Below are 21,725 nucleotides of genomic sequence, written 5' to 3' on the forward strand. Positions count from 1 at the left end.
GTCCTCTCATCAGCGGGAGGGCGGGCAGGGCCTAGGCTCGGGGGCATGGCCGACCCCATTCTCGTCCTGAACACGGGCTCCTCCTCGATCAAGTACGAACTCGTGGACCCGCACACCCGCGCGCGCTCGGCCAGGGGCCTCGTCGAACGCATCGGGCAGGAGCGGGGACGGCTGACGCACCGCAGCGGGGACGGGCCGCCGTACGTCCGTGACCGCGCCTTCCCCGACCACGGCGAGGGGCTGGCGGCGATGATGGAGGCGTTCGCGGCGGCCGGGCCCGAACTGGCCCCCGCCGCGGTGGGGCATCGGGTGGTGCACGGCGGCGACCGGTTCGCCGAGGCCGTGCTCATCGACGACTCGGTGATCGCCGCGATCGAGGAGCTGGCGCCGCTCGCCCCCTTGCACAACCCGGTCAATCTCACCGGAATCCGGCTCGCCCGCAAGGTGTTCCCCGACGTGCCGCAGGTCGCCGTGTTCGACACCGCGTTCCATCGCACGCTGCCGCCGGAGGCGTACACGTACGCGGTGCCGGGCGAGTGGCGTGAGCTGGGTGTGCGGCGTTTCGGCTTCCACGGCACGTCCTGCGCGTACGTCTCCCGCCGCGCCGCCGCGTTCCTCGGCCGGGACGCCGGGGAGCTCGACCTGATCGTGCTGCACCTGGGCAACGGCGCCAGCGCGACCGCGATCTCCGGCGGGCGCAGCGTCGACACCTCCATGGGCATGACGCCGCTGGAGGGGCTGGTCATGGGCACCCGTTCGGGCGACGTGGACCCCGCGCTCGCCGGCTACCTGGCCCGTACGGGCGGCCTGGACGCCGAGCGGGTGGAGCAGGAGCTCAGCCACCGGGGCGGGCTGCTCGCGCTCGCCGGATCCAGCGACATGCGCGAGGTACGCGCCCGCTCCGGCGACGACGAAGCGGCCCGGCTGGCCCTGCGGATCTACACCAGGCGGATCCGCAAGTACGTCGGCGCCTACCACGCGCTGCTCGGCCGGCTGGACGCGATCGTGTTCACCGGCGGGGTGGGCGAGCACGACGCCGCCACCCGCGCCGAGTCGCTGGCCGGGCTGGAGCGGCTCGGCATCGCCGTGGACGCCGCGCTCAACTCGGCGGCCTCGGGCGGGGAGCGCGCGGTGTCCGCGCCGGGAGCCGAGGTGCCCGTCCTGGTCATCCCGACCGACGAGGAGTGGGAGATCGCCGCCCAGACCCTGGCCAGGCTGGACTCGCCTGCCGCCGGGTAGGGGGCTGGCTCGGGTAGGGGCGCGGCGGGCATAGCATGGCTTGGTGGGGTCGTTGTGGCCGGTGTGCTGCTCACGAGGCGGGCACCGTTCCCGGTGATCATGGTTCGGTCGCCCTCGTGAGTCGCCCTGCGCCCGTCCTTTGATCCGCCCTGCCAGGAGTGTGCATGAGCGTCCGCCTCACCGCCACGATGATCGACCAGGCGGCCGAGCGGTTGCGGCCGGTGGTCCGCCGTACCCCGCTGGAGCCGAACGAGCGGCTGTCCGGCCTGCTCGGCGGCCAGGTGCTGCTCAAGCGCGAGGACGCGCAGGTCTGCCGCTCCTACAAGGTGCGCGGCGCGTTCAACCTGATCGCCTCGCTCACGCAGGACGAACGGCGGCGCGGCGTGGTCTGCGCGAGCGCGGGCAACCACGGGCAGGGCGTCGCGTTCGCCTGCGCGCGCCTGGGGATCAGCGGCCGCGTGTACGTCCCGTCCACCACGCCCCGGCAGAAGCGGGAGCGCATCGCGGCGCTCGGCGGCGACCGGGTGGAGATCGTGGTCGGCGGCGGCACCTACGACGAGGCGAGCGGCGCCGCGCACGACGACAGCGAGCGCACCGGCGCGGTCTACGTGCACCCGTTCGACGACGTCAGGACGATGGCCGGGCAGGGCACGGTGGGCCTGGAGATCCTGGAGCAGTCCGGGGAGCTGCCGGGCACCGTGGTCGTCCCGGTCGGCGGTGGCGGGCTGATCAGCGGCCTGGCCGTCTGGCTGCGCGAGCACTCCCCCGCCACCCGCATCGTCGGCGCCGAGCCGGCCGGGGCGGCCAGCATGCGTGCCGCGCTCGACCACGGCGGCCCGCTCGCGCTGCCCGAGCTCGACACGTTCGTCGACGGCGCCGCCGTCGGCCGGGTCGGCGAGGCCACGTTCCCCCTGGTCAAGGAGCTGGTCGACGAGGTCGTGGCGGTCGATGAGGGTGCGATCTGCACGGAGATGCTGGATCTGTACCAGACCGACGGCATCATCGCCGAGCCCGCCGGAGCCCTCGCGGGCGCGGCGGCCCGCGAGGTGCTGCCGTACGCCCCCGCGGGGCCGGTGGTGTGCGTGGTGTCGGGCGGGAACAACGACGTCAGCCGGTACAACGAGGTGCTGGAGCGCTCCCTCGTGCACATCGGGCTGCGGCACTACTTCCTGGTGACCTTCCCGCAGCGCCCCGGCGCGCTGCGCCACTTCCTGGACGAGGTGCTGGGCGAGGGCCAGGACATCATCGCCTTCGAGTACATCAAGAAGAACAACCGCGAGACCGGCCCGGCGCTCGTCGGCATCGAGCTGGAGCGGGCGGGCGACCTCGACGATCTGCTGTTCAGGATGAAGGCGAGCCCGCTCACGGTCGAGCGCATCCCGCCGGGCTCGCCGCTGTTCACGTTCATCCTCTGAACGGCCCCGTCACGACCTGCGGCTGTAGAGCCGCAGCGCGATCGGGGCGAGCACGGCCGTCATCGCGCCCGAGATGCCGAGGACGAGCGCGACGTCCCCGGTGTCCGGGGCGCCGTCGAGCAGGCCGCGTGCCGCCTCGACCAGGAGCGTCACCGGGTTGACTGTCACGAACTCGCGTACCCAGCCCGGCATGGTCCCCGGCGGCGCGAACGCCGAGCTGACGAACGTCAGCGGGAAGAGGATCATGGTGGACGCCCCCATGACGGCGGCGGGGGTGCGCACGGTGAGGCCGACGATCAGCCAGAGCCAGCTCAGCGCGAAGCAGAAGACCAGCAGCAGCGCCACGGCCCCGGCGAGGCCCCCGAGCCCGCCGGGCGCGCGGTAGCCGATCAGCGTCGCGATGCCGATCACGAACGCGGAGGCGATGCTGTAACGCAGCGTGTCGCCCAGCAGCGCGCCGACCAGCGGCGCCGGCCGCCAGATCGGCTGCGAGCGGAAGCGGTCGAAGACGCCCTGCCCGAGGTCGGTGTTGAGGGTCACGGCCGTGTACATCGTCATGAAGACGATCGTCTGGGCGAGGATCCCGGGCAGGGCGTAGCGCAGGTACGCCTCCGGCGAGCCGATCATCGCGCCGCCGAACACGTACGTGAACATCAGCGTGAACATGATCGGGAACAGGGTGGCGTCGAGCAGCTGTTCCGGCACGTGCCTGATCTTCAGCAGGACCCGCCAGGCGAAGGCCAGCGTCGCGCCGAGCGGGCTCGCGCCCGTGTCCGGCGGTGGCGCGCCGGCGACGGCGGAGATCAGCCGGGTGTCGAGATCCGCCGGGCGTCCGGTCGTCTGGTCGATGGTCACGTCGAGGCCTCCGCGTGGCCGGGCGCGGTGCCGTCGGCCGGTTTGCCGGTGAGCGCCAGGAACACCTCGTCGAGGCTCGGCTGGGCCAGCGCGTACTCGCCGAGGGCGAGCCCGCGTCCGGTAACGGCCGCCAGCGCGCTCGCGACCGCGGCCGGTTCGTCCACCCGCAGGGAGAGCGCGGCGGGATCCGGCTCCAGTACGGGGTCCGCGCCGAGCATCGCCCCCAGGAGGCGGGCGACCTCCGGCCGGTCGGCGCTGTCGCTCACCCGCACCCGCAGCGCCCCGGCGCCGACCAGGGACTTCAGCCGGCCGCTCGTGCCCTCGGCGATGACGCGGCCGTGATCGACGACGGCGATGCGGTCGGCGAGCTGGTCGGCCTCCTCCAGGTACTGCGTGGTGAGCAGGACGGTGGTGCCGGCGCCGACGAGCGCCCGCACGCTCTGCCACACCTGGCCGCGGGTGCGCGGGTCCAGGCCGGTCGTCGGCTCGTCGAGCATCAGCAGGGCGGGGCGGACGACGAGCGAGCCGGCGATGTCCAGCCTGCGCCGCATGCCGCCGGAGTACGTCTTCACCTCCCGCCTGGCGGCCGGGCCCAGGTCGAAGGCCTCCAGCAGGTCGGTGGCGCGCCTCCTGGCCGCTCGGCCGCGGTGCCCGCGCAGGCGGGCGAGCAGGGTGAGGTTCTCCAGCCCGGTCAGGTCCTCGTCGAGGGAGGCGAACTGGCCGGTGAGCGCCACGCGGGCTCTGACCTGGGCCGCCTCGGTGGTGACGTCGTGGCCCAGCACGCGGGCGGTGCCGCCGTCGGGGCGGATCAGGGTGGCGATCATCCGGATCAGGGTGGTCTTGCCCGCCCCGTTCGGGCCGAGCACGGAGGAGACGCAACCGGCGGGCACGGCCAGGTCGACGCCGTCGACCGCCCGGTTGGCGCCGAAGACCTTGACCAGGCCGCGGGTCTCGATCGCCTTCATGCCGCGGCGCCTTGCCCGCGCGGCCGGGACGCCGGCCTCTCGATCGGTGATGTCATGCGGGCAGCGTGCCCCGGCATCACGGCCGCGGTCTTGAACGAATGTTCAGGCGGCGTGCGCCCGCGTCCAGGCGACGCTGTCGACCGTCCACAGCGGGTCGGCGGCGATCGAGCCCGGGGTGCGGCCGGCGAACCGGAGCACCTCGCGATGCAGGTGCGACTGGTCGGCATAGCCGAGCTCCGCGGCGACCTCGGCGACCCCCGCAGAGGTGCCGAGCCGGCGAAGCGCCAGGTCGAACCGGACGATCGTGGCCGCCCGCTTCGGCGAGACACCGATCTGCGAGGTGAACCGGCTCCAGAACCGCGTGCGGCTCCAGCCGTACAGGCCGGGCAGGTCGCCGATCAGCACTCGCCCGCGGCTCGCCGTGATCCGCCGCCACGCGTCGGCCACCTCGGGATCGACGCGCGCCGGGGAACGGCGGCGCCGGGTGAGGGCGTCGCGGACCAGCGCGAACCGGTCGTCCCAGGACCGCGTCTCGATCAGCCGCGAACGCAGCCGGACGGCGTCGCGCCCCCAGATCGCGGCCAGGTCCAGCGGCGCGCCGTTGAGCTCGCGCGGCGCCACGCCGAGCAGGGCCTGCGCGGCCGTCGGATCCACCTGGAGCTCGACGCAGTCGATGGCGCTCCCCGCCACCCTGACGGCGGTCGGGGCGATGCCGGCGACGAGGCCGCCCTCGATGGCGCCGCTGCTGAACGGTTCGAGGCTGCCCGGGGTGCAGTCGATCACGATCGCGATCGCCGGACCGGGAGGGACGCGCTCCTCGAACGTCCCGCCGGAGCGATCGCGGAAGCCGGCCATCCTGACGCCGGGGACGGCGTGCGCCGCCGTGGCGGCCGCCACCTCCCAGCCGCCGTGGTGGCGCGGCTCCTGCCCGGGGTCGTCCGCTCCCATGCCCGCGAGCATAGCCCGTGCACCAGATCGGCCTCCCACCCAGCTGAGCCCAGCCCGTGCACCTGACCGGCCTCCTGCCCGACTGAGCCCAGCCCGTGAACCCGAGCGGCCTCCCTCCCGACTGTGCAAGGTGACGGAAGGGACTGATGCGGATATGAAAGCTCTGGAAGCCGACAGGCTGGGCAAGCGGTACCGCACGCGCTGGGCGCTGCGCGAGGCCACGTTCGAGCTGCCCGCCGGGGCGCGGTGCGCGCTGGTCGGGCCGAACGGTGCGGGCAAGACCACACTGCTGAACCTGGTGACCGGGCTGCTGGCGCCCACCACCGGCGGCATCCGCGTGCTCGGCCGGCCGCTGGAGCTGTCCAGGGTGGCGTTCGTGGCGCAGGACAAGCCGCTGTACCGGCGGTGGAGTGTGGCCGACCTGCTGCGGTTCGGCGCCGCGACCAACCCCCGGTGGGACCGGCACGCCGCCACCTCGTTCCTGCACGCGTACGACATCCCCGTCAGGGAGCGGGCGGATCGCCTGTCCGGCGGGCAGCGCACCCTGGTGGCGCTCGCCCTGGCCGCCGGCAAGCGGGCCGACCTGCTGGTGCTGGACGAGCCGCTGGCCGAGCTGGATCCGCTGGCGCGCCTCCAGGTGATGGACGTGGTGCGCGGCCTGGACGCCACCGTCCTGCTGTCGTCGCACATCCTCGCCGACCTGGCCGGGGTGTGCGATCACCTGATCCTGCTCGGCGCCGGCCGGGTCCGCTTGTGCGGCGCCTTCACCGACCTGCTGGCCTCCCGGCCGGCCACCACCATGGAGGACCTCGTGCTCGACCACCTGCGCAACCCCGGACTCCCCCGGTGAAGGGGCCGCTCTGGGTGGCCTGGCGGGGGCAGCGCGCGCAGGCCGCCGCGATCGCCGCGGTCGTGCTGATGTACGCCCTGGCCTGCGTCGTGGAGCGGGCGGAGCCGGGCCTGTCCGGGCTCACCCGGCAACTGGCCGGGCTGCTGCCGGGGGCGGTCTGCCTGGTGTGGGGCGCGCCGCTGATCTCCCGCGAGTTCGAGACCGGCACGTACAAGCTCGCCTGGACGCAGAGCCTCACGCGCGGGCGCTGGCTGGCCGCGGTGGTGGCCGTCCCGATCGCCGGGGCCTCGGCCGCGGCGGCGGTGACGGCCGCGCTGCCGGCCTGGGTGCTGCCACCCGCGGGGGGCGATCCGATGGCCTGGCCGTACTACGAGAGCCACGGCCCGGTGCCGTTCGCCAGAGTGCTGTTCGCCCTGATGCTCGGGATCGCGCTCGGGGCCGTGACCAGGCACACCCGCATCGCCATGCCGCTGTCCCTCCTGCTGGCCGGCCTCGGCCAGCTCGCGGGGCGGGCGCTGCGGGACCGGCTCGACCTGGCCTACTGGCCGGCGCAGTGGGTCGAGACGGCCGCCCATCTCGTCCTCACGCTGCTCCTGGCCGGCGTCGCGTTGCTGGCGATCCGGAGGCGCGCCTGAATGTTCACCCCCGTTGGAGATCGATCTACCCGGCAGCGGGCACGACTACGGGTCTCGGAACGGGGGAACCGACATGTGCGGAATAGCCGGATGGGTGGACTTCGAGCGCGACCTGCGGCAGGAACGCGGGACCGCGCAGGACATGACCGACACCATGGCCTGCCGCGGCCCCGACGACGAGGGGCTCTGGACGGACCGGCACGCCGCCATCGGGCACCGCAGGCTCGCCATCATCGACCTCGAAGGCGGCCGCCAGCCGATGATCGCCGAGGACGAGGGGCGCGAGCAGGCCGTCCTCACCTACAGCGGCGAGGTCTACAACTTCGAGGAGCTGCGCGAGGAGCTGTCCGGCCGCGGCCACCGCTTCCGCACCCGCAGCGACACCGAGGTCGTGCTGCGCGCCTACCTCGAATGGGGCGAGGACCTGGCCGGCCACCTCAACGGCATGTTCGCCTTCGGCATCTGGGACGCCCGCTCGGAGAGCCTGCTCCTCGTCCGCGACCGCATGGGCATCAAGCCGCTGTACTACTACCCGACCCCTCACGGCGTGCTGTTCGGCTCCGAGCCGAAGGCGATCCTGGCCAACCCGCTCGCCCGGCGCGTGCTCGACGCCGACGGGCTGCGCGAGCTGCTGGCGTTCGTCAAGACCCCGGAGCACGGCGTCCTGTCCGGCATGTACGAGGTGCGCCCCGGCCAGCTCGTCACCGTGAGCAGGCAGGGCCTCGTCAAACGCCGCTACTGGGAGCTGAGCTCCCACGAGCACCAGGACGACGTGGGCTCGACCGTCAAGACCGTACGCGGCCTGCTCGACGACATCGTCGCCCGCCAGCTCATCAGCGACGTGCCCCTGTGCGCCCTGCTGTCGGGCGGCCTGGACTCCAGCATGGTCACCGCCCTGGCCGCCAAGCTGCTGCGCGAGCAGGGCCTCGGCACCGTGCGCTCGTTCTCGGTGGACTTCGCCGGTTATACCGAGAACTTCAAGCCGGATCTCACCCGCTCCACCCCGGACGCCCCGTACGTGCACCAGCTCGCCCGCCACGCCGGCTCCGACCACACCGACATCGTGCTGGACTCGGCCGAGCTGATGGACCCGGAGGTGCGCGCGGCCGTGCTGCGGGCCCGCGACCTGCCGATGGGCATCGGTGACATGGACAGCTCGCTCTACCTGCTGTTCAAGGCCATCCGCGGGCACTCCACGGTGGCGTTGTCGGGCGAGTCCGCGGACGAGGTGTTCGGCGGCTACCAGTGGTTCCACGACCCGGCGGCGGTCGGGGCCGACACGTTCCCCTGGCTGGCCACGCCGGCGGGCACCTCGCACGTCGGCGCGGAGCGGCTGCTGAAGGACGACCTGGCGCGGCTCGTCGACCTGCCCGGCTACCGGGCGGAACGGTACCGGCAGGCCCTGTCCGAGGTGCCGCGGCTGCCGGGCGAGAGCGGGCACGAGCGGCGCATGCGGGAGATCAGCTACCTGCACCTGACCCGGTTCGTGCAGATCCTGCTGGACCGCAAGGACCGGATGAGCATGGCCGTGGGGCTGGAGGTGCGGGTGCCGTTCTGCGACCACCGGCTGGTGGAGTACGTCTTCAACGTGCCCTGGGCGATGAAGACGTTCGACGGGCGGGAGAAGAGCCTGCTCAGGGCCGCCTCGGCGGATCTGCTGCCCGACAGCATCCTGCAGCGGGTCAAGAGCCCGTACCCGGCCACCCAGGACCCCGGCTACGACCGGGCGCTGCGCGAGCGGGCGTCCGGGCTGCTCCAGATGGCGGACTCGCCCGCCGCCGCGCTGGTCGACTGGGACAAGGCCCGCGCGATCGTCGCCGGGCCGCCGTCCCCGGCGAGCCGGGCGGCGCTGGAGCGGTTCGTGCAGCTCGACCGGTGGTTGCGGCGGTACAGGATCGAGCTCGCCATCTGAGCGTGGTCGCGGAAAAGGGTGCGACGGCGGGCGGGCGTCCGTGCCAGCATCTCGATCATGGCTTCGTACGAGACGAGTGACGGGATCCTGGCCGCCATCGCCCGGCGGCACGGTGTCGCCGCCGGGGAGGTGCGGCCCCTGCCCGAGGGGGTGGCCAACCGGGTCTTCCTGCTCGGGGAGGAGCTGGTCCTGCGGATCCCGCGGGACGAGCGGTTCCTGCCGGACCTGGTCAAGGAGGCGGCGGTCATCCCGGTCGCGGTGCGGGCCGGCGTGCGTACCGCGGAGGTCGTCGCCTTCGACGGTGCCGGGTCGGAGGTGGGGGTGCCGTACATGGTGCTCACCCGGACGCGTGGGGTGGATCTCGCCCGGCTCGGCCCGCGCGCGCCCGGGATGGCGCCGCTGCTCCGGCAGGTGGGTCGGGAGCTGGGCAGACTGCACCGGCTGTCCCCGCCCGCCCCACCGGCTCTCGCCGCCACCCCGCCGATCCCGCCCGCCCCACCGGCTCTCGCTGCAGACCAACCGGGCCTGGACGCCGCTTCGCCGAGCCTCGCCGCCGTTCCGGTGGACGATGGGGGCGTGGATCCGGGGGCGCTCACCGGGCGGCTGGTCGAGGAGGGCTGGATCGACGCGGAGGCTGGCCGGTGGCTCGGGGGCTGGTTGGAGCGGCTGTCGGCGCACCTGCCGGAGAGCCCGCCGCTGGTCCTGATCCACGGTGACGTCGCGCCGCAGAACCTGCTCGTCCGCCCGGAGACGGCCCGGCTGGCCGGGATCGTGGACTGGGGCGATGCCGCCTGGGCCGACCCCGCCGCCGACTTCGCCAAGATGCCGCTCGACTGCGTCCCCGCCATGCTCGACGGCTACCGGGAGGGGATCCCGGCGGGCGCGCCGGGGTGGGAGGCGCGGGTGCTCTGGTTCCACCTCGCCTGGGCTCTCGGCCGCCTGGCCGCTCCGGTGCCGCGCCCGGGCGAACGCCACTGGACCGCCCCTCCGGCCGGCCGGCTCCTGGGCCTGCTCCGCTTCTTCGCCTCGGCGCCCCCGCCCCCTTGGTCCGATCTGACGTGAAACGCCGAGGTCATTCGCCGGACGTGGCCTGGTGCGCCAGGTAGAGCCGGCCGAGCCGGTCGATGCGCCAGAGCTGGCCCACCGTGACCAGGGTCGCGCCGAACACAGCGGTCGAGCAGCGGTTTCAGCAGGTACGGGGTGACCCGGGCGAGCTCGCCGCCGACCCTGCGCGCCACCGCCTCCAGCTCGTCGGGCCTGGTGAGCAGCCGCCGGTGGAACGGGTCGGTGGTGAGCACCTCGATCAGCTCGCGCATGAGGTGCGTGAGGGCCTCGGCGCTGGGCGGCCGGTCCAGCGCGGCGGCGAGCCGTTCACCGAGCATGGGCGCCTTGCGGATCATCACCTCCTTGTAGAGCTCCTCCTTGGACTCGAAGAAGGCGTAGAAGCTGCCCTTGGCGATGCCGGAGGCCGCGACCAGCTCGTCCAGCGAGGTCTTCTTCAGCCCCTGCGTGGCGAAGAGCTCTTCCGCGGCGCGGAGCGGGGACGCGGTGATGCGCTCCCGGCCTCCGCGGTGAATGCCACAGCCATGTATGACCCTATGACTAGATCGGATATTCAGTCATAGAGTAGGGGGCACACGAACGCTCGCCCGGCCTGGTGTGCGAGGCTGGACTGGTGATCGACACGCGAACCGTGGTCCTGGTCGAGGGAGCCAGCGACAAGTCGGCCATCGAGACGCTGGCCGGGCGCCGGGGCCTGGACCTGGGCGCCGAGGGCATCTCCCTCGTGGCGATGGGCGGCGCCACCAACATCGGGGCCTTCGTCGGCAGGCTCGGGCCCGCCGGCCGCCGGCTCCGGCTGGCCGGCCTGTGCGACGCCAGGGAGGAGGGCGACTACCGCAGGGCCATCGAGCGCGCCGGACTCGGCTCCGCTCCGAGCCGGGCCGATCTGGAGACGCTCGGGTTCTTCGTGTGCGTCGCCGACCTGGAGGACGAGCTGATCCGCGCCCTCGGCACCGACGCGGTCGAGCGCGTCGTCGACTCCGAGGGCGACCTCGGCTCCTTCCGTACGCTGCAGATGCAGCCCGCGTGGCGCGGCAGGGACCCGCACGACCAGCTGCGCCGGTTCATGGGGGCGGGGAGCGGGCGGAAGATCCGTTACTCGGGCCTGCTCGTCGAGGCACTCGACCTCGATCGGGTGCCCCGGCCGCTGGACCTGCTGCTGGACCACCTGGTGAGCAGCCCGGCGGGGTGACGCCCGCCTCCGGCCCGGCGGGTCAGGCGCGGCCGGCCTGGGTGAGGTGGAGCTGGGCGTACCGGCCGCCGGCCGCCAGGAGCTCGTCGTGGGTGCCCTGCTCGACGACGCGGCCGCGGTCGAGCACGACGATCCGGTCGGCCTGCCGTACGGTGGACAGGCGGTGCGCGACGACGAGCGTGGTCCGTCCCCGCATGAGGCGGGCGAGCGCATCCTTGACCAGTTCCTCCGACTCCGAATCCAGCGCGGAGGTCGCCTCGTCCAGCAGCAGGATCCGCGGATCGCGGACGAGCGCGCGGGCGATCGCGAGCCGCTGCCGCTGCCCGCCGGACAGGCGCGCGCCCCGCTCCCCCACGACAGTGTCCCAGCCGTCCGGCTGGTCCTGCACGAACGACCACGCGTTCGCGTCGCGCAGCGCCTGGGCGATCCGCTCGCCGGGCACCTCCGGCAGCCCGTAGGCGATGTTCTCCCTGATGGTGCCCTCGAACAGCACGGACTCCTGCGGCACGACCGAGACGAAGCGGCGGACGGTACGCAGGTCGAGCTCCTGGATGTCGGCGCCGTCGAGCAGGATGCGGCCACCGGTCGGCCGTACGAAGCCGAGCACCAGGTTGAGCAGCGTCGACTTGCCCGAGCCCGACGAGCCGACGAACGCGACGGTCGTGCCCGAGGGGATGTCGAGGTCGATGCCGTGCAGGGCGTCCTCGTCCGCTCCCGGGTAGCGGTGCGACGCGCGTTCCAGCCGGATCGCGCCGTCCACGGCGGCGACGACCCGCTTGCCCTCGTTCTGCTCGAGGTCCGGCTCCTGGATGACCTCGGCGATCGACCGGATCGACTCCACGCCGCGCGCGCCGACCGGGATCAGCAGCAGCAACTGGGTGAGCCCCTGCGTGAGCAGCGCGAAGTAGCTCGACAGCAGCACCACCTCGCCCGCGGTGATCGGCAGCAGGCCGGTCAGGGAGAACATCGCGGCCAGCACCAGGCAGCCGACCCCCAGGAGCTGCATCGTCACCCAGGACAGGGAGGCGACGTGCCCGTTGAGCATGTCCAGGTGCAGGCCGGCCCTGCGGACGCCGTCGGCGCCGTAGGCGACGCGCGTGACCGCGGTCTCCTCCAGCCCATGCGCGCGGGTGACGGGGATCAGGGACGCCATCTCGCCGACCCGGGCGGCGAGCCCCTCCATCTCGCGCCGCAGCGCCTCGTTGCGGCGCCGTGACCGCCGGCCGAGCGCGGTGCGCAGCACGAGCGCGATCGGGACGGTGAGCGCGTAGACGGGCAGGAACTGCGGCACGGCGATCGCGGTCATGGAGATCGCGCCGATGAGCACCATGGTGGCCGACAGCAGCGGATGGGTCACCTGCTGGAGCATGAGCTCCACGTTCTCGACGTCGCGCACCACCTTGTTCTGCACGATCGACGAGCTCACGCGGGTGTGGTAGCCGATCGACAGGCTCTGCAGCCGCGCGGCCAGCGCGTTGCGCAGGTCGGCGCCGATGTCGCGGACGACCGTCATGAAGCTGCGCGTGTACAGGATGTGGTTCGGATAGTTCTGCAGCAGCAGGACGCCCGCGAGCGCGAACCACCACAGGACGGCGGCCAGGGACCCGCGATCGGCGACGACGTCGATGATCGCGGCGGTGATGACCGGGAGGAACCAGAGCGGGATCTCCTTGAACGCGAACGCCAGCAACGCCAGCGACATGCGGCCGGGCCGGCGGGCGAGCAGCCGGGCGACGGACCGGGCCGGGTGGGCGCCGTCGATCAGAGCGGAGACGTGGGAGGGGGGTTTCACTGCGAGGGTGTCCTTTCCTGCCGTCACGATCGGCGGCGTGACGGCGTGGATCATGCAACCACACGCTCGCCCGCCCGCCCGCGCTGGGTCGGCCCCTCAGCTGGCGGTGTGGGGACGAACCGCTGCCATCCCTGGCGGCGTGCTCACGAGAGCTCCGCCGGAGGCGCGAGGGAGGGCATGGCCGGGATGACGGCCGCCAGCCACCCGTCCGGCTGCGCGGTGAAGTGCGGCGCCGCCTCGGACGTCCAGCGCGACCGCACGGCCCGTGCCGTCGTCGGCCGGCCGGTCCGCTGCTCCGTCCAGGTGACGTCGCGTTCCTCGGTGTGGCGGACGCACACCCGGCCGCGCTTGGCTCCGCCGGGGTAGTCGTTCCAGTTGACGCCGTACTGGGACCACAACATCTCCTGCATGTCGCCGGTGGACTTGCCGCGTAACTCCTGGTGGGAGAACTTCGTCTGCGCCGCCATGGTGATGGAGTTGCGGACGCAGTCCCGCTGTCTCCACAGGTAGTAGTTCGCGACCTCGACCACGTCGGGGATGGTGAAGACGCGGGCGTCGAACGTCGCGTGCCCTCCGGCCTCGGCCGGCTCGGAGGGCACGCCGTACGAGCGGTTGAAGGCCACCGTCGCCGTCGAGGCGGCGACGGAGACGACCTTCTGGACGACGCCGCCGAACCACGGCTGTGTCCCGGCCGAGTCGAAGTCCGTCAGCAGGACGCTGCACTCGTCCGACTGGGTGAAGGCGAAGACGCTCCCGGACATTTCCGCGCACAGGGCCTCCGCCACGGCGTCCATGGCGCGCATCACCGCGTCGTCGAAGGGCCGGGCGGCGTGCCTGAGGTAGCGGTGGAACGCCCGGCCGTCGACGCGCACCACGGCGTACGTGCGGCGCGGCAGCAGCGTGCGCGTGACCGCCTCGTAGCCCTTCATGCGGTCGCCCAGGCCGGTCTTGTCGCTCACGATGCCTCCTGGCCGTGGTGGTGGGTGCTCGGGTCGGGCCCACACCAGCATGGCGGACCGGCCCGCCCGGTTCCGCTCGATTTCTTCCGGCGGGCCGGTAGCCTCCCTCCGCCTTCAGCCTGCGGGTGGCCAGGCATCGCCCCAGTCCACGTCGCGGGCCTGGCGGTAGAGGTCTCCCTGCCGCTTGGAGACGATCACGTCGCGGAGGCCGTCGCCGTCCGTGCACAGGCGCAGGGAGACCACGCCCTTGCGTTTCTGCGGGTGGCGCAGGACGCGGGCGGCGGGGCGCGGCCAGCTGCCGGTGGCGGCGGCCACGTACGAGAACTTCTCGTCCTCGAAGCTGAGCGTGCCGGCCTTGATCCGGCGGTGCAGGGACGTCCGGGGCAGGCGCACCGAGAAGTGGCACCAGTCGCGCCCCGGCTGGATCGGGCAGGCACCGTCGTGCGGGCACGGGGCGACGATCGTGCGGCCCTGGGCGGCGAGGACGTCGCGGGCCGCGGCGACGGTGGCGTGGCCGGCCGGGGTGCCCGGTTCGATGATGATCACCATGGCGGCCTGCTCGGCGAGCCACTTGACGACGCCCGCGCGGTCGGGCTCGGGGAGCTCGCCCAGGGCGTACGACATGGTGACCAGGTCGGCGGCGGGCCGGTCGAGCCCCGCACCGATGGACGCCCGGCGCCAGGTCGTGCCGCGCAGCGGCTCGGGGCCGCCGCGGGCCAGGCGGCGGCCCAGGTCGATGATGTCCGCGTCGTGCTCGACGACGGTGATGCGTTCGATGGACGGCCAGATGCCGGCCGCGGCCCAGATCGCCGCGCCGGTGCCGCCACCGGCGTCGAGGTGGCTGCGGGGCTCGAAGCCGGGGGTCAGCGTCGCCGCCTGGTGCATGGCGGTGGATGCGGCGGCGTACGTGGCGGGCATGCGGTAGGCCGCGTAGGCGGCGATGTCGGCGGGCGAGCGCAGGTGGTTGCCGCCGGTGGAGACGCCGGCGACGCGGTAGCGCTCGGTGAGCCGGGTCACCGCGTCCGACAGCTCCTGCGGGGAGAAGCGGGCCACGGCCTGGTCGAGGGCGGTTCTGAGGTCATCGGGGAGCATGGCTGGGTTCACCTGAAGCGCGGGGGTCGGACATGGTCGGGAGAGGTTCGCGCCGGACGCGCGGGCATGAAGGCATGCGGAAGGGCTCCTCGTGGGGAGGGAAACGGCCGGTTACGCGAGCGACCGCTGCAGGCGAGGAGCCTTCGCCCGCCGGTACGAACCCGCCGGCCTCAGCCCGCCGTCACGCGCGCCCAGCGGCACGAATTCCGGCGGCCTGAGCCTGCCGTCACGCGCGCCCGGCGGCGCCAACTCGGCGGCATGATCCCGGTGGTGACCGGCCGACCGGCTAGAGCGTGGGGCACTCTCGCCTCGAAGCAGCGGCACAAACCTTGGCGAGGCGCATACGAACCCCCATCAATCGCGCGAAGACAACCGTGGACATTATCGGCCATGCCGCACGGTGCGCGCGATCAGGAGACGGCCGGCGGCTTTCCGAGCCCGGCCAGCCGTACCAGGACGGCGAAGCCGTCGTCGGTGCCGGGCCAGTGCCGGCGCACCGCCTGGAGCCCGGCGCGGTGCACCACCGAGCGGAGCACGGCGACCACGATGATGGCGTCGTCGGCGTAGCCCAGGACCGGGATGAAATCGGGCACCAGATCGATCGGGAGGGCCAGATAGGCCACCAGCAGCGCGAGCCGCACGCGTACCCCGCGCGGCAGCTCGGGATCGGCGGCCAGGCGGCGCACCAGGCGCAGCACGTCGGGCAGCAGCCGCAGCGCCTCGCGCAGCAACCCGCCGCGGGGCCGGACGATCGCCAGCGTCGCGATCAGCACCAGCCACGCGACCAGCAGCGCGACGACGAGCCCGATCAGCAGGTCCCAGCCCCGGACCCCGGTCATCGCCGGGTTCCTTCCTGCTCGCCGAGCTCCTCGGCAGGGCTTTCGGCCGCGAGCGCGGCCTGCTCGAAGGCGGCCAGGTCGGCGGCCGCGTCCTCGACGGCGGCCCGTGCCGCGGCCCCGGCCGGAGCGCCGAAGTAGTCCCGTGCCGCGATCTTGGCCATCCAGGAGCGGAAGCGTTCCAGGTCGGCTTCGGACTCCTCGACCTCGGCGTAGGTCGCCCGGCCCCGGGCCCGCTCGGCCGCCAGTTCCTGCCGGAAGGCGGGCAGCCGCTCCAGCACCTCGGCGTACTCGGCGTCGCGGGCGGCGTTGAACTCGCCGACGATCTGCCGCTCCTCGCCCGCGTCCGTGAGGGTCAGCCGCAGCATCCGGCCGTTGCCGCCCTGCTGGTGCACCCGGTCCAGCAGCCGGCGCAACTGCCGCACGGTCTGCTCGCGTTCGGGCAGCAGGCACACCGACTGCTGCAGGTACAGCGCGCCCAGCGAGCGGAGCTTGCGCCACACCTGCACGCGCAGGGTCGGCGCGGCGCCGGCGGTGGACACGCTGACCAGCAACCAGCCCGGACCTTCCGTATCGCCCGTCACATAGCGATGTTACATCCGTAACAGTCGGCGTCACCCAGCGGCCTGGCAGCCCGTACGGAAGAGCCGCCAGAACGCCAGCGCCGCCTCCTCGGCGGGTCCGCCCTCCGCGACCCAGTGCGCGATCACCCCGACGAGAGCGCCGGAAAGGTAGGCGGCGTGCATGTCCACCGGCACGTCGTCCCATCCCAGGGGACGGCTGCCATCGGCGAAGCGCTGGGCGAGCTCGGCCGTCAGCCGTTCGCGCATCCGGGCGCCGAAGCGGGCACTGCCGTGGGGCCCGAGCATGCGGCGGTAGAGCCCCGCGTTGACGGCCACGTGCTCGAACAGCTCCACCAGCGGGCCGGGCGCCCGGTCGCGGGGGTCGTCGAGCGGGCACAGGGCGGCGGCCCTGGCGACGGCCGCGACCGCGTCCTCCATGGCGTCGGTGACCAGCGCGTCGACGTCGGCGTAGTGCAGGTAGACCGTCGCCCGGTTCACCTCGGCGCGCTTGGCCAGCGCGGACATCGTGATGCTGGCGAGCTCCTGCTGCAGGGCCAGCTCCAGGACGGCCGCCTTGAGGCGGGCGCGGGTGCGCTGGGCGCGCGGATCATGCGGGTTCACACCTCCACTATACGACATCCATCGCTTAAGCGACATGTGTTGACTATTCAACATTTGTCGCATACATTGGCGGCATGAGAGTGGAGATTTGGGCGGATGTCGTCTGCGGATGGGCTCACATCGGGAAGCGCCGGCTGGAGAAGGCGCTGGCCTCCTGGGAGGGGGAGCCGGTCGAGGTGGTCTGGCGGCCGTACCAGATCGATCCGTCGGCGCCGGCGCGCGCCGTCCCCATGGCGGACCTGCTGCGGGACCCGATGGCCGACGAGGCGCTGCGCGCGTGCGCGCCCGGGCTGTCGCCCATGGAGAACCGGGCGCGGGTGGCCGAGGTGGCCGCCGCCGAGGGGCTCGGCGAGCAGTGGGGCTCCGGGTGGCGGGCCGGCACGCTGGAGGCGCATCGGCTGATCGCGCTCGCGTACGAGCGGGGCGGGGCCGAGCTGCAGGACCGCGTGGTGGAGCGGGTGCTGCGGGCGCACTTCGTGGACGTCCAGGACATCAGCGACCTCGCCGTACTGACCGCCATCGCCACCGAGGCGGGGCTGGCCGAGGAGGCCGGCTACACCGGCGAGCCCTCCCTGGAGACCCTCCCGGGGGCCGAGCTGGTGCGCGAGCTGCTGCTCGTCGGCAAGGCCAAGGGCGTGCGCACGTCGCCCACGATCGTGGCGAACGGGCTCGCGCTGGAGGGCGCGCAGCCGCCGGAGGCGCTGCGGGAGTTCCTGGAGGACGCCGCCCGGCACACGCCCCGGCACCTGCCCGCCGAGGTGGAGCGGCTGCGGTACGCGGAGTCGCTGCTCGACCAGCGCGACCCGCTCGGGGCGCTGACGTTGCTGCGGCCCCTGATGGAGGAGCACGGCGGCGACCGGGGCGTGCGGCTGCTGGCGGCGCGGGCGTACTTCGCCTCGGCCCAGCTCAACCGGGCGCGCACGGCACTGGAGTCCCTGGTGTCCGAGTCGCCGGACGACTCCTACGCTCGTCACCTGCTGGGCCGTACCCTCCAGCGCCAGGGCCGGCACGAGGAGGCCGCCTCCCACCTCACCCTGGCCGCCGTCATGACCCCGGACTACGCGACCGGCTGACCCTCACCACCTCCCACGCCCGCCGCGCCTCAGGGGGACGGTGCGGCCGCGACGGCAGGCGATCGATCGCCTGCCGTCGCGCCCGACAGTCATGCCTGGCGGGGTCGCCGACGTCCGAACACAGCGCACGGCCAGTGCGGTCGCCGACGTTCAGGCGCACAGGCAGCACAGGCAGCACAGGGCAGGGCAGCCGGCCAGTGCAGTCACCGACGTTCAGATGCGCGCAGGGTGGCCGGCGCCGCTGCCGCTGATCAGGCGCTGCGGATCGCCGTCCGCCGCTCCCGGTGATCAGACGCGGCGCGGCGCGGCCAGCCGGTGACGTTGCCGCAGGTCGCGGGTGGCAAGGAGCAGCAGGGCGGCCCACACGGCGCAGTACCCGCCGAAGAGCGCGCCTCCCCGGTCGGTGAGCAGCGCGCCGCCGAGCATGCCCGCCCCACCGGCCGCCGCCACCGCGGCGCAGAGCCCGTGCGCGCCCAGCAGCATCCCGTACGCCCACCGCCCGCCGACACGGAAGCGTCCGGCGAGCAGGACCACCATGACCAGCGCTCCGGCCCCCGCATTCCCCCACTGGGCCAGCGCCACCTCACCCGCCCCGTACGCGAGGTAGCTCTCCGGCGACACCACGGGCCCGCCGGTCACCCCCAGCCGCCCCTCCAAGGCGTAAACGACCTTGGAGGCCACGTACAACCCGCTCCACCCGATGCCCAGATACGCAAATTTCACGACCTCGACTCTTCCGCCCACCCCTCCGCCCGGGCTCCCCCACAGGGGGGATCCCCCTCCCCCGCGCGAGCTGTGCCCGTGGCGAACATCCGCCCGGCACCCCCGCCACCCCCGCTAACGTGCACCTCGTGGACGATCTCGACCTCGCATACGAGGAGGCCGGCCCTCCGGCGCCGGCGGGCACGGTCGTGCTGGTGCACGCGGGCGTGGCCGACATGCGCATGTGGGAGCACCAGTTCGCCGCCCTGGCCGAGCGTTACCGCGTGATCCGCTACGACTGGCGCGGCCACGGCCGTTCCGGCGACGCCGCCGGCGAGGTCTGCCACCACGAGGACCTGCTCGCCCTCATGGACGCCCTGGACGTGGGCCGGGCCGCGCTGGTGGGCTGCTCGATGGGCGGCGCGTACGCGGTCGAGGCCGCCCTGGCCGCGCCCGGCCGGGTCGCCGCGCTGGCCCTGATCTGCTCCGGTCTGTCCGGTCACCAGTGGCCGCCCGCGATGCTGGAGCAGGCCGCCGAACGGGTGCACTCCTCGGTGCCGCCCGACCGCCTGGCCCGCTACCGCGCCGGGACCGCCGACCACGTGGACCCCGCCGACGTGCTGGCGATGGCGGAGGCGCACACGCTCTGGCAGGTCGCCGGGCCCGATCGCAGCCGTGACGCGCTGTCGGCGCCGGTGTGGGACGCGGCCGTGGAGATGTGCCGGCTGGTGTTCGAACGCTCCTGGTCCGGCCCCAGATCCACCGAGCGGCACCTCGTCCCGCCCGCCGCCACCCGCCTGCCCGAGGTGACCGCTCCCACGCTGGTGATCAACGGGCTCTCGGACGTTCCGGGCATCCAGGAGGTGTCGGCGCTGCTGTCGGAGGGCATCCCGGGCGCGCGCCGCCTCGACCTCCCGGAAACCGGCCACCTGCCGCCCCTGGAGCGCCCGCGCGAGGTGACCGACGCCCTGACGACCTTCCTCCGGGAGGTCCTCGCCACCTGACCAGCCACCAGCACGGGGTCCAGGCGGGGGTCCAGGCGGAGGTCACGGCCGAGGTCGGCGATCTTGCCGCGCTGGTCGAGCAGGCCGGCGGCAGCGCGTACGTGTTCGGCCACTCCTCCGGCGCGTTCCTCGCGCTGGAGGCGAGCCTGCGGGGTGTGGGCGTGGCCGGGCTGGCGCTGTTCGAGCCGCCGCCGGCCGGTGGCGAGGAGGGTGCGGAGCTGCTGGAGCGGCTGCGGAAGCTGGTGTGCGAGGGGCGCCGGGGCGAGGCGGTGGAGGCGTTCCAGGCGGCGGTGGGGCTGCCGCAGGAGATGATCTCCGGGATGCGGGAATCGCCGTTCCGGCCGGTGCTGGAGGCGATCGCGCCGACCCTGGTGTACGACGCCGCGGTGACGAACGCGGCCGATCTTGCACGGTACGCCGCCGTCACCGTGCCGGCCCTCGTTGTCGACAGCCTGGCCAGTCCGGACCGCCTGCGTACGGCGTCCAGGCAGGTGGCGCAGGCGGTGCCGGGGGCGGCGCGGCGCAGCCTGCCCGGCGGGTTCCACGACGTCGAGGCGGGGGTGCTGGCGCCGGAGCTGATCGGGTTCTTCGGCCGGGCGGGGTGACACCCGGGCTCGGGTTTCGGCGGACTATTGAGCGAAAACCCGGTGTGGCGCTGCTGGAAGCTTCAAGATCGCTACGTATAGTGATGGCCGATGGCACTCCGTGATTACAGGGGGAGATCATGAGAAAGAGCCTCACCGCCACCGGCGGGGCGCTGCTCGCCGCGGCCGTACTGTTCGGCGCGGCCGGCTCCGCGGTCGCCGACGACGGCAAGGACTACGCCTGGGCCGAGGACTGGGTCAAGCACCCGCAGCACTGCGGCCTGGGCATGAACGACGACTCGACCTACCAGCACGTCACCAAGCACGGCGTCTTCGCCGGCACCCGCGACGCCGACGTCTGCAAGAAGTTCGAGTCCAAGGACTACCGGGAACACTGGGCGGGCGATGACGACGGCGGCGACGACGGCGGCGACGACGCCGACGACCTCGCTGGCGACTGACGAGAGCTGAGCTTTCGGCGTACGGCTGTCCCGGTACCCGCCCTGCGCGGGGCCGGGACAGCCGCCGTTCGGGCTCCTCAGCCGGCCCTCCCCGGTTCCATCGAGTACTCTCTGGACGACTCGGCCCATCGCATGATCGGCACGGCTGATATCCTTATGGCGTAAGGAATTGTCCGCCCCGGGAGTTCCGCGTTGGTCGTCTTCGCAGGTCAGGGTGATGCGCGGCGGTCGATGGCGCTGTTGTGGCGCAGCGGCGGGGAGCCGGACGAGGTGCGGCCGGGCCCCAAGCCGGGGCTGAGCGTGGACGTGATCATCGAGGCCGCGATCGAGGTGGCCGACAGCGAGGGCATGGCGGCGCTGTCCATGCGCAAGGTCGGCGAACGGCTGGGCCGCACGGGCATGGCGCTGTACACGTACGTGCCGAACAAGGGCGAGCTGGTCGACCTGATGTACGACCGCGTGCTGGCCGAACTGCCCACCGCGTACGACGCGCGCGCGGGCTGGCGCCCGGCCGTGGCCTCGTGGGCGGAGCACACGCTGGCCTTCTACCTGCGCCATCCCTGGGTGCTGCAGGTGTCGCAGGCCCGGCCGGTGCTGGGGCCGAACGAGTTCGCGACGCTGGAGAGCGTGGTGTCGATCCTGCGCGCCACGGGGCTGGGGCCGCGTGACACGCGCGGGGTGGTGTCGCTGCTGTTCGACTTCGTACGGGGTGCGGCCAGGACGGTCACCGAGTCGCGGCTGGCGCCCTCGGCGACCGGGGTGTCGGACGAGGAGTGGTGGCGAACCCGCTCGCACCTGCTGGAGGAGGTGGCGCCGGGCTTCACCGACCAGTACCCGATGGTGGCGTGGGTGGAGTCCGAGGACGGCGGCGAGCCCGGCGCGGGCGACACGTTCGCGATCGGCCTGAACGTGCTGCTCGACGGCATCGAAGCGACCGTGGCGAAGGCACAGCCACCCGGCTGACC

23 protein-coding genes and 1 pseudogene are annotated in these 21,725 nt (G+C 73.4%); 13 read left to right on the plus strand and 11 right to left on the minus strand.

Annotation, left to right across the window (positions count from 1 at the left end):
* Positions 1-45 precede the first annotated feature (45 nt).
* Both HD593_RS29540 and ilvA read left to right on the plus strand, forming a co-directional pair.
* Positions 46-1,239, plus strand: coding sequence for an acetate/propionate family kinase (locus tag HD593_RS29540; RefSeq protein ID WP_185105289.1), 1,194 nt, complete (start codon positions 46-48; stop codon positions 1,237-1,239).
* A gap of 164 nt (positions 1,240-1,403) precedes the next feature.
* On the plus strand, positions 1,404-2,654 hold the full coding sequence (gene ilvA, locus HD593_RS29545; protein ID WP_185105290.1) for a threonine ammonia-lyase IlvA: 1,251 nt from the start codon (positions 1,404-1,406) through the stop codon (positions 2,652-2,654).
* A 9-nt stretch (positions 2,655-2,663) separates the two neighbouring features.
* Here ilvA and HD593_RS29550 read toward each other — a convergent pair whose 3' ends face one another.
* The 3 genes from HD593_RS29550 to HD593_RS29560 form a co-directional block, all read right to left on the minus strand.
* Entirely contained in the window at positions 2,664-3,509 is an 846-nt protein-coding gene (locus HD593_RS29550; RefSeq protein ID WP_185105291.1) for an ABC transporter permease, read from the minus strand.
* On the minus strand, positions 3,506-4,474 hold the full coding sequence (locus HD593_RS29555) for an ATP-binding cassette domain-containing protein (RefSeq protein ID WP_185105292.1): 969 nt from the start codon (positions 4,472-4,474) through the stop codon (positions 3,506-3,508). Before HD593_RS29555 ends, HD593_RS29550 begins: the two co-directional genes overlap by 4 nt.
* 102 nt (positions 4,475-4,576) lie before the next feature.
* The gene (locus HD593_RS29560; protein WP_185105293.1) at positions 4,577-5,422 is read right to left on the minus strand and encodes an AraC family transcriptional regulator; all 846 of its coding nucleotides are present in this window, start codon (positions 5,420-5,422) and stop codon (positions 4,577-4,579) included.
* Between the two features lie 154 nt (positions 5,423-5,576).
* Here HD593_RS29560 and HD593_RS29565 point away from each other — a divergent pair, with 154 nt between their 5' ends.
* The 5 genes from HD593_RS29565 (at position 5,577) to HD593_RS60455 (ending at position 10,232) form a co-directional block, all read left to right on the plus strand.
* Positions 5,577-6,272 (plus strand): ABC transporter ATP-binding protein, encoded by a 696-nt coding sequence (locus HD593_RS29565; RefSeq protein WP_185105294.1) that lies wholly within the window; start codon positions 5,577-5,579, stop codon positions 6,270-6,272.
* Positions 6,269-6,907 (plus strand): hypothetical protein, encoded by a 639-nt coding sequence (locus HD593_RS29570; protein WP_185105295.1) that lies wholly within the window; start codon positions 6,269-6,271, stop codon positions 6,905-6,907. The genes HD593_RS29565 and HD593_RS29570 overlap by 4 nt, the downstream gene beginning before the upstream one ends.
* Positions 6,908-6,980: 73 nt before the next feature.
* Complete coding sequence (asnB, locus tag HD593_RS29575; RefSeq protein WP_185105296.1) at positions 6,981-8,819, plus strand: asparagine synthase (glutamine-hydrolyzing); 1,839 nt, start codon at positions 6,981-6,983, stop codon at positions 8,817-8,819.
* A gap of 57 nt (positions 8,820-8,876) precedes the next feature.
* Positions 8,877-9,881, plus strand: a complete 1,005-nt coding sequence (locus HD593_RS60450; protein WP_221525038.1) for a phosphotransferase family protein — start codon at positions 8,877-8,879, stop codon at positions 9,879-9,881.
* A 138-nt stretch (positions 9,882-10,019) separates the two neighbouring features.
* Positions 10,020-10,232 carry a hypothetical protein gene (locus HD593_RS60455; protein WP_221525039.1) on the plus strand — a complete coding sequence of 71 codons (213 nt, stop codon included), beginning with the start codon at positions 10,020-10,022 and terminating at the stop codon, positions 10,230-10,232.
* 47 nt (positions 10,233-10,279) lie between these two features.
* Here the strand turns inward: HD593_RS60455 and HD593_RS65210 are convergent.
* Positions 10,280-10,438, minus strand: a pseudogene (locus HD593_RS65210) (hypothetical protein); the annotation flags it as partial.
* Between the two features lie 56 nt (positions 10,439-10,494).
* Here HD593_RS65210 and HD593_RS29585 point away from each other — a divergent pair.
* On the plus strand, positions 10,495-11,073 hold the full coding sequence (locus HD593_RS29585) for a TOPRIM nucleotidyl transferase/hydrolase domain-containing protein (protein ID WP_185105297.1): 579 nt from the start codon (positions 10,495-10,497) through the stop codon (positions 11,071-11,073).
* A 22-nt stretch (positions 11,074-11,095) separates the two neighbouring features.
* Here the strand turns inward: HD593_RS29585 and HD593_RS29590 are convergent, their stop codons facing one another.
* The 6 genes from HD593_RS29590 to HD593_RS29615 all read right to left on the minus strand — a co-directional run bounded on the left by HD593_RS29590 (position 11,096) and on the right by HD593_RS29615 (position 16,936).
* Entirely contained in the window at positions 11,096-12,919 is a 1,824-nt protein-coding gene (locus tag HD593_RS29590) for an ABC transporter ATP-binding protein (protein ID WP_185105298.1), read from the minus strand.
* Positions 12,920-13,008: 89 nt separating this feature from the next.
* Positions 13,009-13,824, minus strand: coding sequence for a tRNA(His) guanylyltransferase Thg1 family protein (locus HD593_RS29595; RefSeq protein WP_185105299.1), 816 nt, complete (start codon positions 13,822-13,824; stop codon positions 13,009-13,011).
* Positions 13,825-13,938: 114 nt separating this feature from the next.
* Complete coding sequence (locus tag HD593_RS29600) at positions 13,939-14,916, minus strand: small ribosomal subunit Rsm22 family protein (RefSeq protein ID WP_185105300.1); 978 nt, start codon at positions 14,914-14,916, stop codon at positions 13,939-13,941.
* A 410-nt stretch (positions 14,917-15,326) separates the two neighbouring features.
* A complete protein-coding gene (locus tag HD593_RS29605; RefSeq protein WP_185105301.1) occupies positions 15,327-15,755 on the minus strand; it encodes a YkvA family protein in 429 nt (142 codons plus the stop codon).
* Positions 15,752-16,336, minus strand: coding sequence for a Chromate resistance protein ChrB (locus HD593_RS29610; protein ID WP_185105302.1), 585 nt, complete (start codon positions 16,334-16,336; stop codon positions 15,752-15,754). The genes HD593_RS29605 and HD593_RS29610 overlap by 4 nt, the downstream gene beginning before the upstream one ends.
* Before the next feature lie 30 nt (positions 16,337-16,366).
* Positions 16,367-16,936 (minus strand): TetR/AcrR family transcriptional regulator, encoded by a 570-nt coding sequence (locus HD593_RS29615; protein ID WP_185105303.1) that lies wholly within the window; start codon positions 16,934-16,936, stop codon positions 16,367-16,369.
* A gap of 74 nt (positions 16,937-17,010) precedes the next feature.
* Between HD593_RS29615 and HD593_RS29620 the strand changes: the two genes are divergently transcribed.
* Positions 17,011-18,009, plus strand: coding sequence for a DsbA family protein (locus tag HD593_RS29620; protein WP_185105304.1), 999 nt, complete (start codon positions 17,011-17,013; stop codon positions 18,007-18,009).
* A gap of 288 nt (positions 18,010-18,297) precedes the next feature.
* On the opposite strand, the gene HD593_RS29625 is transcribed toward HD593_RS29620, so the two are convergent.
* Positions 18,298-18,732 carry a hypothetical protein gene (locus HD593_RS29625; protein ID WP_185105305.1) on the minus strand — a complete coding sequence of 145 codons (435 nt, stop codon included), beginning with the start codon at positions 18,730-18,732 and terminating at the stop codon, positions 18,298-18,300.
* A 128-nt stretch (positions 18,733-18,860) separates the two neighbouring features.
* Here HD593_RS29625 and HD593_RS29630 point away from each other — a divergent pair, with 128 nt between their 5' ends.
* The 4 genes from HD593_RS29630 (at position 18,861) to HD593_RS29645 (ending at position 21,723) form a co-directional block, all read left to right on the plus strand.
* Complete coding sequence (locus tag HD593_RS29630) at positions 18,861-19,715, plus strand: alpha/beta fold hydrolase (RefSeq protein WP_312903796.1); 855 nt, start codon at positions 18,861-18,863, stop codon at positions 19,713-19,715.
* Between the two features lie 101 nt (positions 19,716-19,816).
* Positions 19,817-20,320: an alpha/beta fold hydrolase domain-containing protein gene (locus HD593_RS29635; RefSeq protein ID WP_185105306.1), complete on the plus strand. Its 504-nt coding sequence runs from the start codon at positions 19,817-19,819 to the stop codon at positions 20,318-20,320.
* Positions 20,321-20,439: 119 nt separating this feature from the next.
* Complete coding sequence (locus HD593_RS29640) at positions 20,440-20,760, plus strand: hypothetical protein (RefSeq protein WP_185105307.1); 321 nt, start codon at positions 20,440-20,442, stop codon at positions 20,758-20,760.
* Between the two features lie 192 nt (positions 20,761-20,952).
* Positions 20,953-21,723: a TetR/AcrR family transcriptional regulator gene (locus tag HD593_RS29645; RefSeq protein WP_185105308.1), complete on the plus strand. Its 771-nt coding sequence runs from the start codon at positions 20,953-20,955 to the stop codon at positions 21,721-21,723.
* Positions 21,724-21,725: the final 2 nt, after the last annotated feature.

The sequence above is a fragment of the Nonomuraea rubra genome, assembly GCF_014207985.1.
Classification (GTDB): domain Bacteria; phylum Actinomycetota; class Actinomycetes; order Streptosporangiales; family Streptosporangiaceae; genus Nonomuraea; species Nonomuraea rubra.

What these genes read in the sequence shown, in the direction of transcription:
- ilvA (WP_185105290.1), top strand. Translation starts at nt 1,404, where the DNA reads ATGAGCGTCCGCCTCACCGCCACGATGATCGACCAGGCGGCCGAGCGG.
- HD593_RS29605 (WP_185105301.1), bottom strand. Translation starts at nt 15,755, where the DNA reads ATGACCGGGGTCCGGGGCTGGGACCTGCTGATCGGGCTCGTCGTCGCG.
- HD593_RS29600 (WP_185105300.1), bottom strand. Translation starts at nt 14,916, where the DNA reads ATGCTCCCCGATGACCTCAGAACCGCCCTCGACCAGGCCGTGGCCCGC.
- HD593_RS29620 (WP_185105304.1), top strand. Translation starts at nt 17,011, where the DNA reads ATGAGAGTGGAGATTTGGGCGGATGTCGTCTGCGGATGGGCTCACATC.
- HD593_RS29565 (WP_185105294.1), top strand. Translation starts at nt 5,577, where the DNA reads ATGAAAGCTCTGGAAGCCGACAGGCTGGGCAAGCGGTACCGCACGCGC.
- HD593_RS60450 (WP_221525038.1), top strand. Translation starts at nt 8,877, where the DNA reads ATGGCTTCGTACGAGACGAGTGACGGGATCCTGGCCGCCATCGCCCGG.
- HD593_RS29555 (WP_185105292.1), bottom strand. Translation starts at nt 4,474, where the DNA reads ATGAAGGCGATCGAGACCCGCGGCCTGGTCAAGGTCTTCGGCGCCAAC.
- HD593_RS29560 (WP_185105293.1), bottom strand. Translation starts at nt 5,422, where the DNA reads ATGGGAGCGGACGACCCCGGGCAGGAGCCGCGCCACCACGGCGGCTGG.
- HD593_RS29540 (WP_185105289.1), top strand. Translation starts at nt 46, where the DNA reads ATGGCCGACCCCATTCTCGTCCTGAACACGGGCTCCTCCTCGATCAAG.
- HD593_RS29640 (WP_185105307.1), top strand. Translation starts at nt 20,440, where the DNA reads ATGAGAAAGAGCCTCACCGCCACCGGCGGGGCGCTGCTCGCCGCGGCC.
- HD593_RS29590 (WP_185105298.1), bottom strand. Translation starts at nt 12,919, where the DNA reads ATGATCCACGCCGTCACGCCGCCGATCGTGACGGCAGGAAAGGACACC.
- asnB (WP_185105296.1), top strand. Translation starts at nt 6,981, where the DNA reads ATGTGCGGAATAGCCGGATGGGTGGACTTCGAGCGCGACCTGCGGCAG.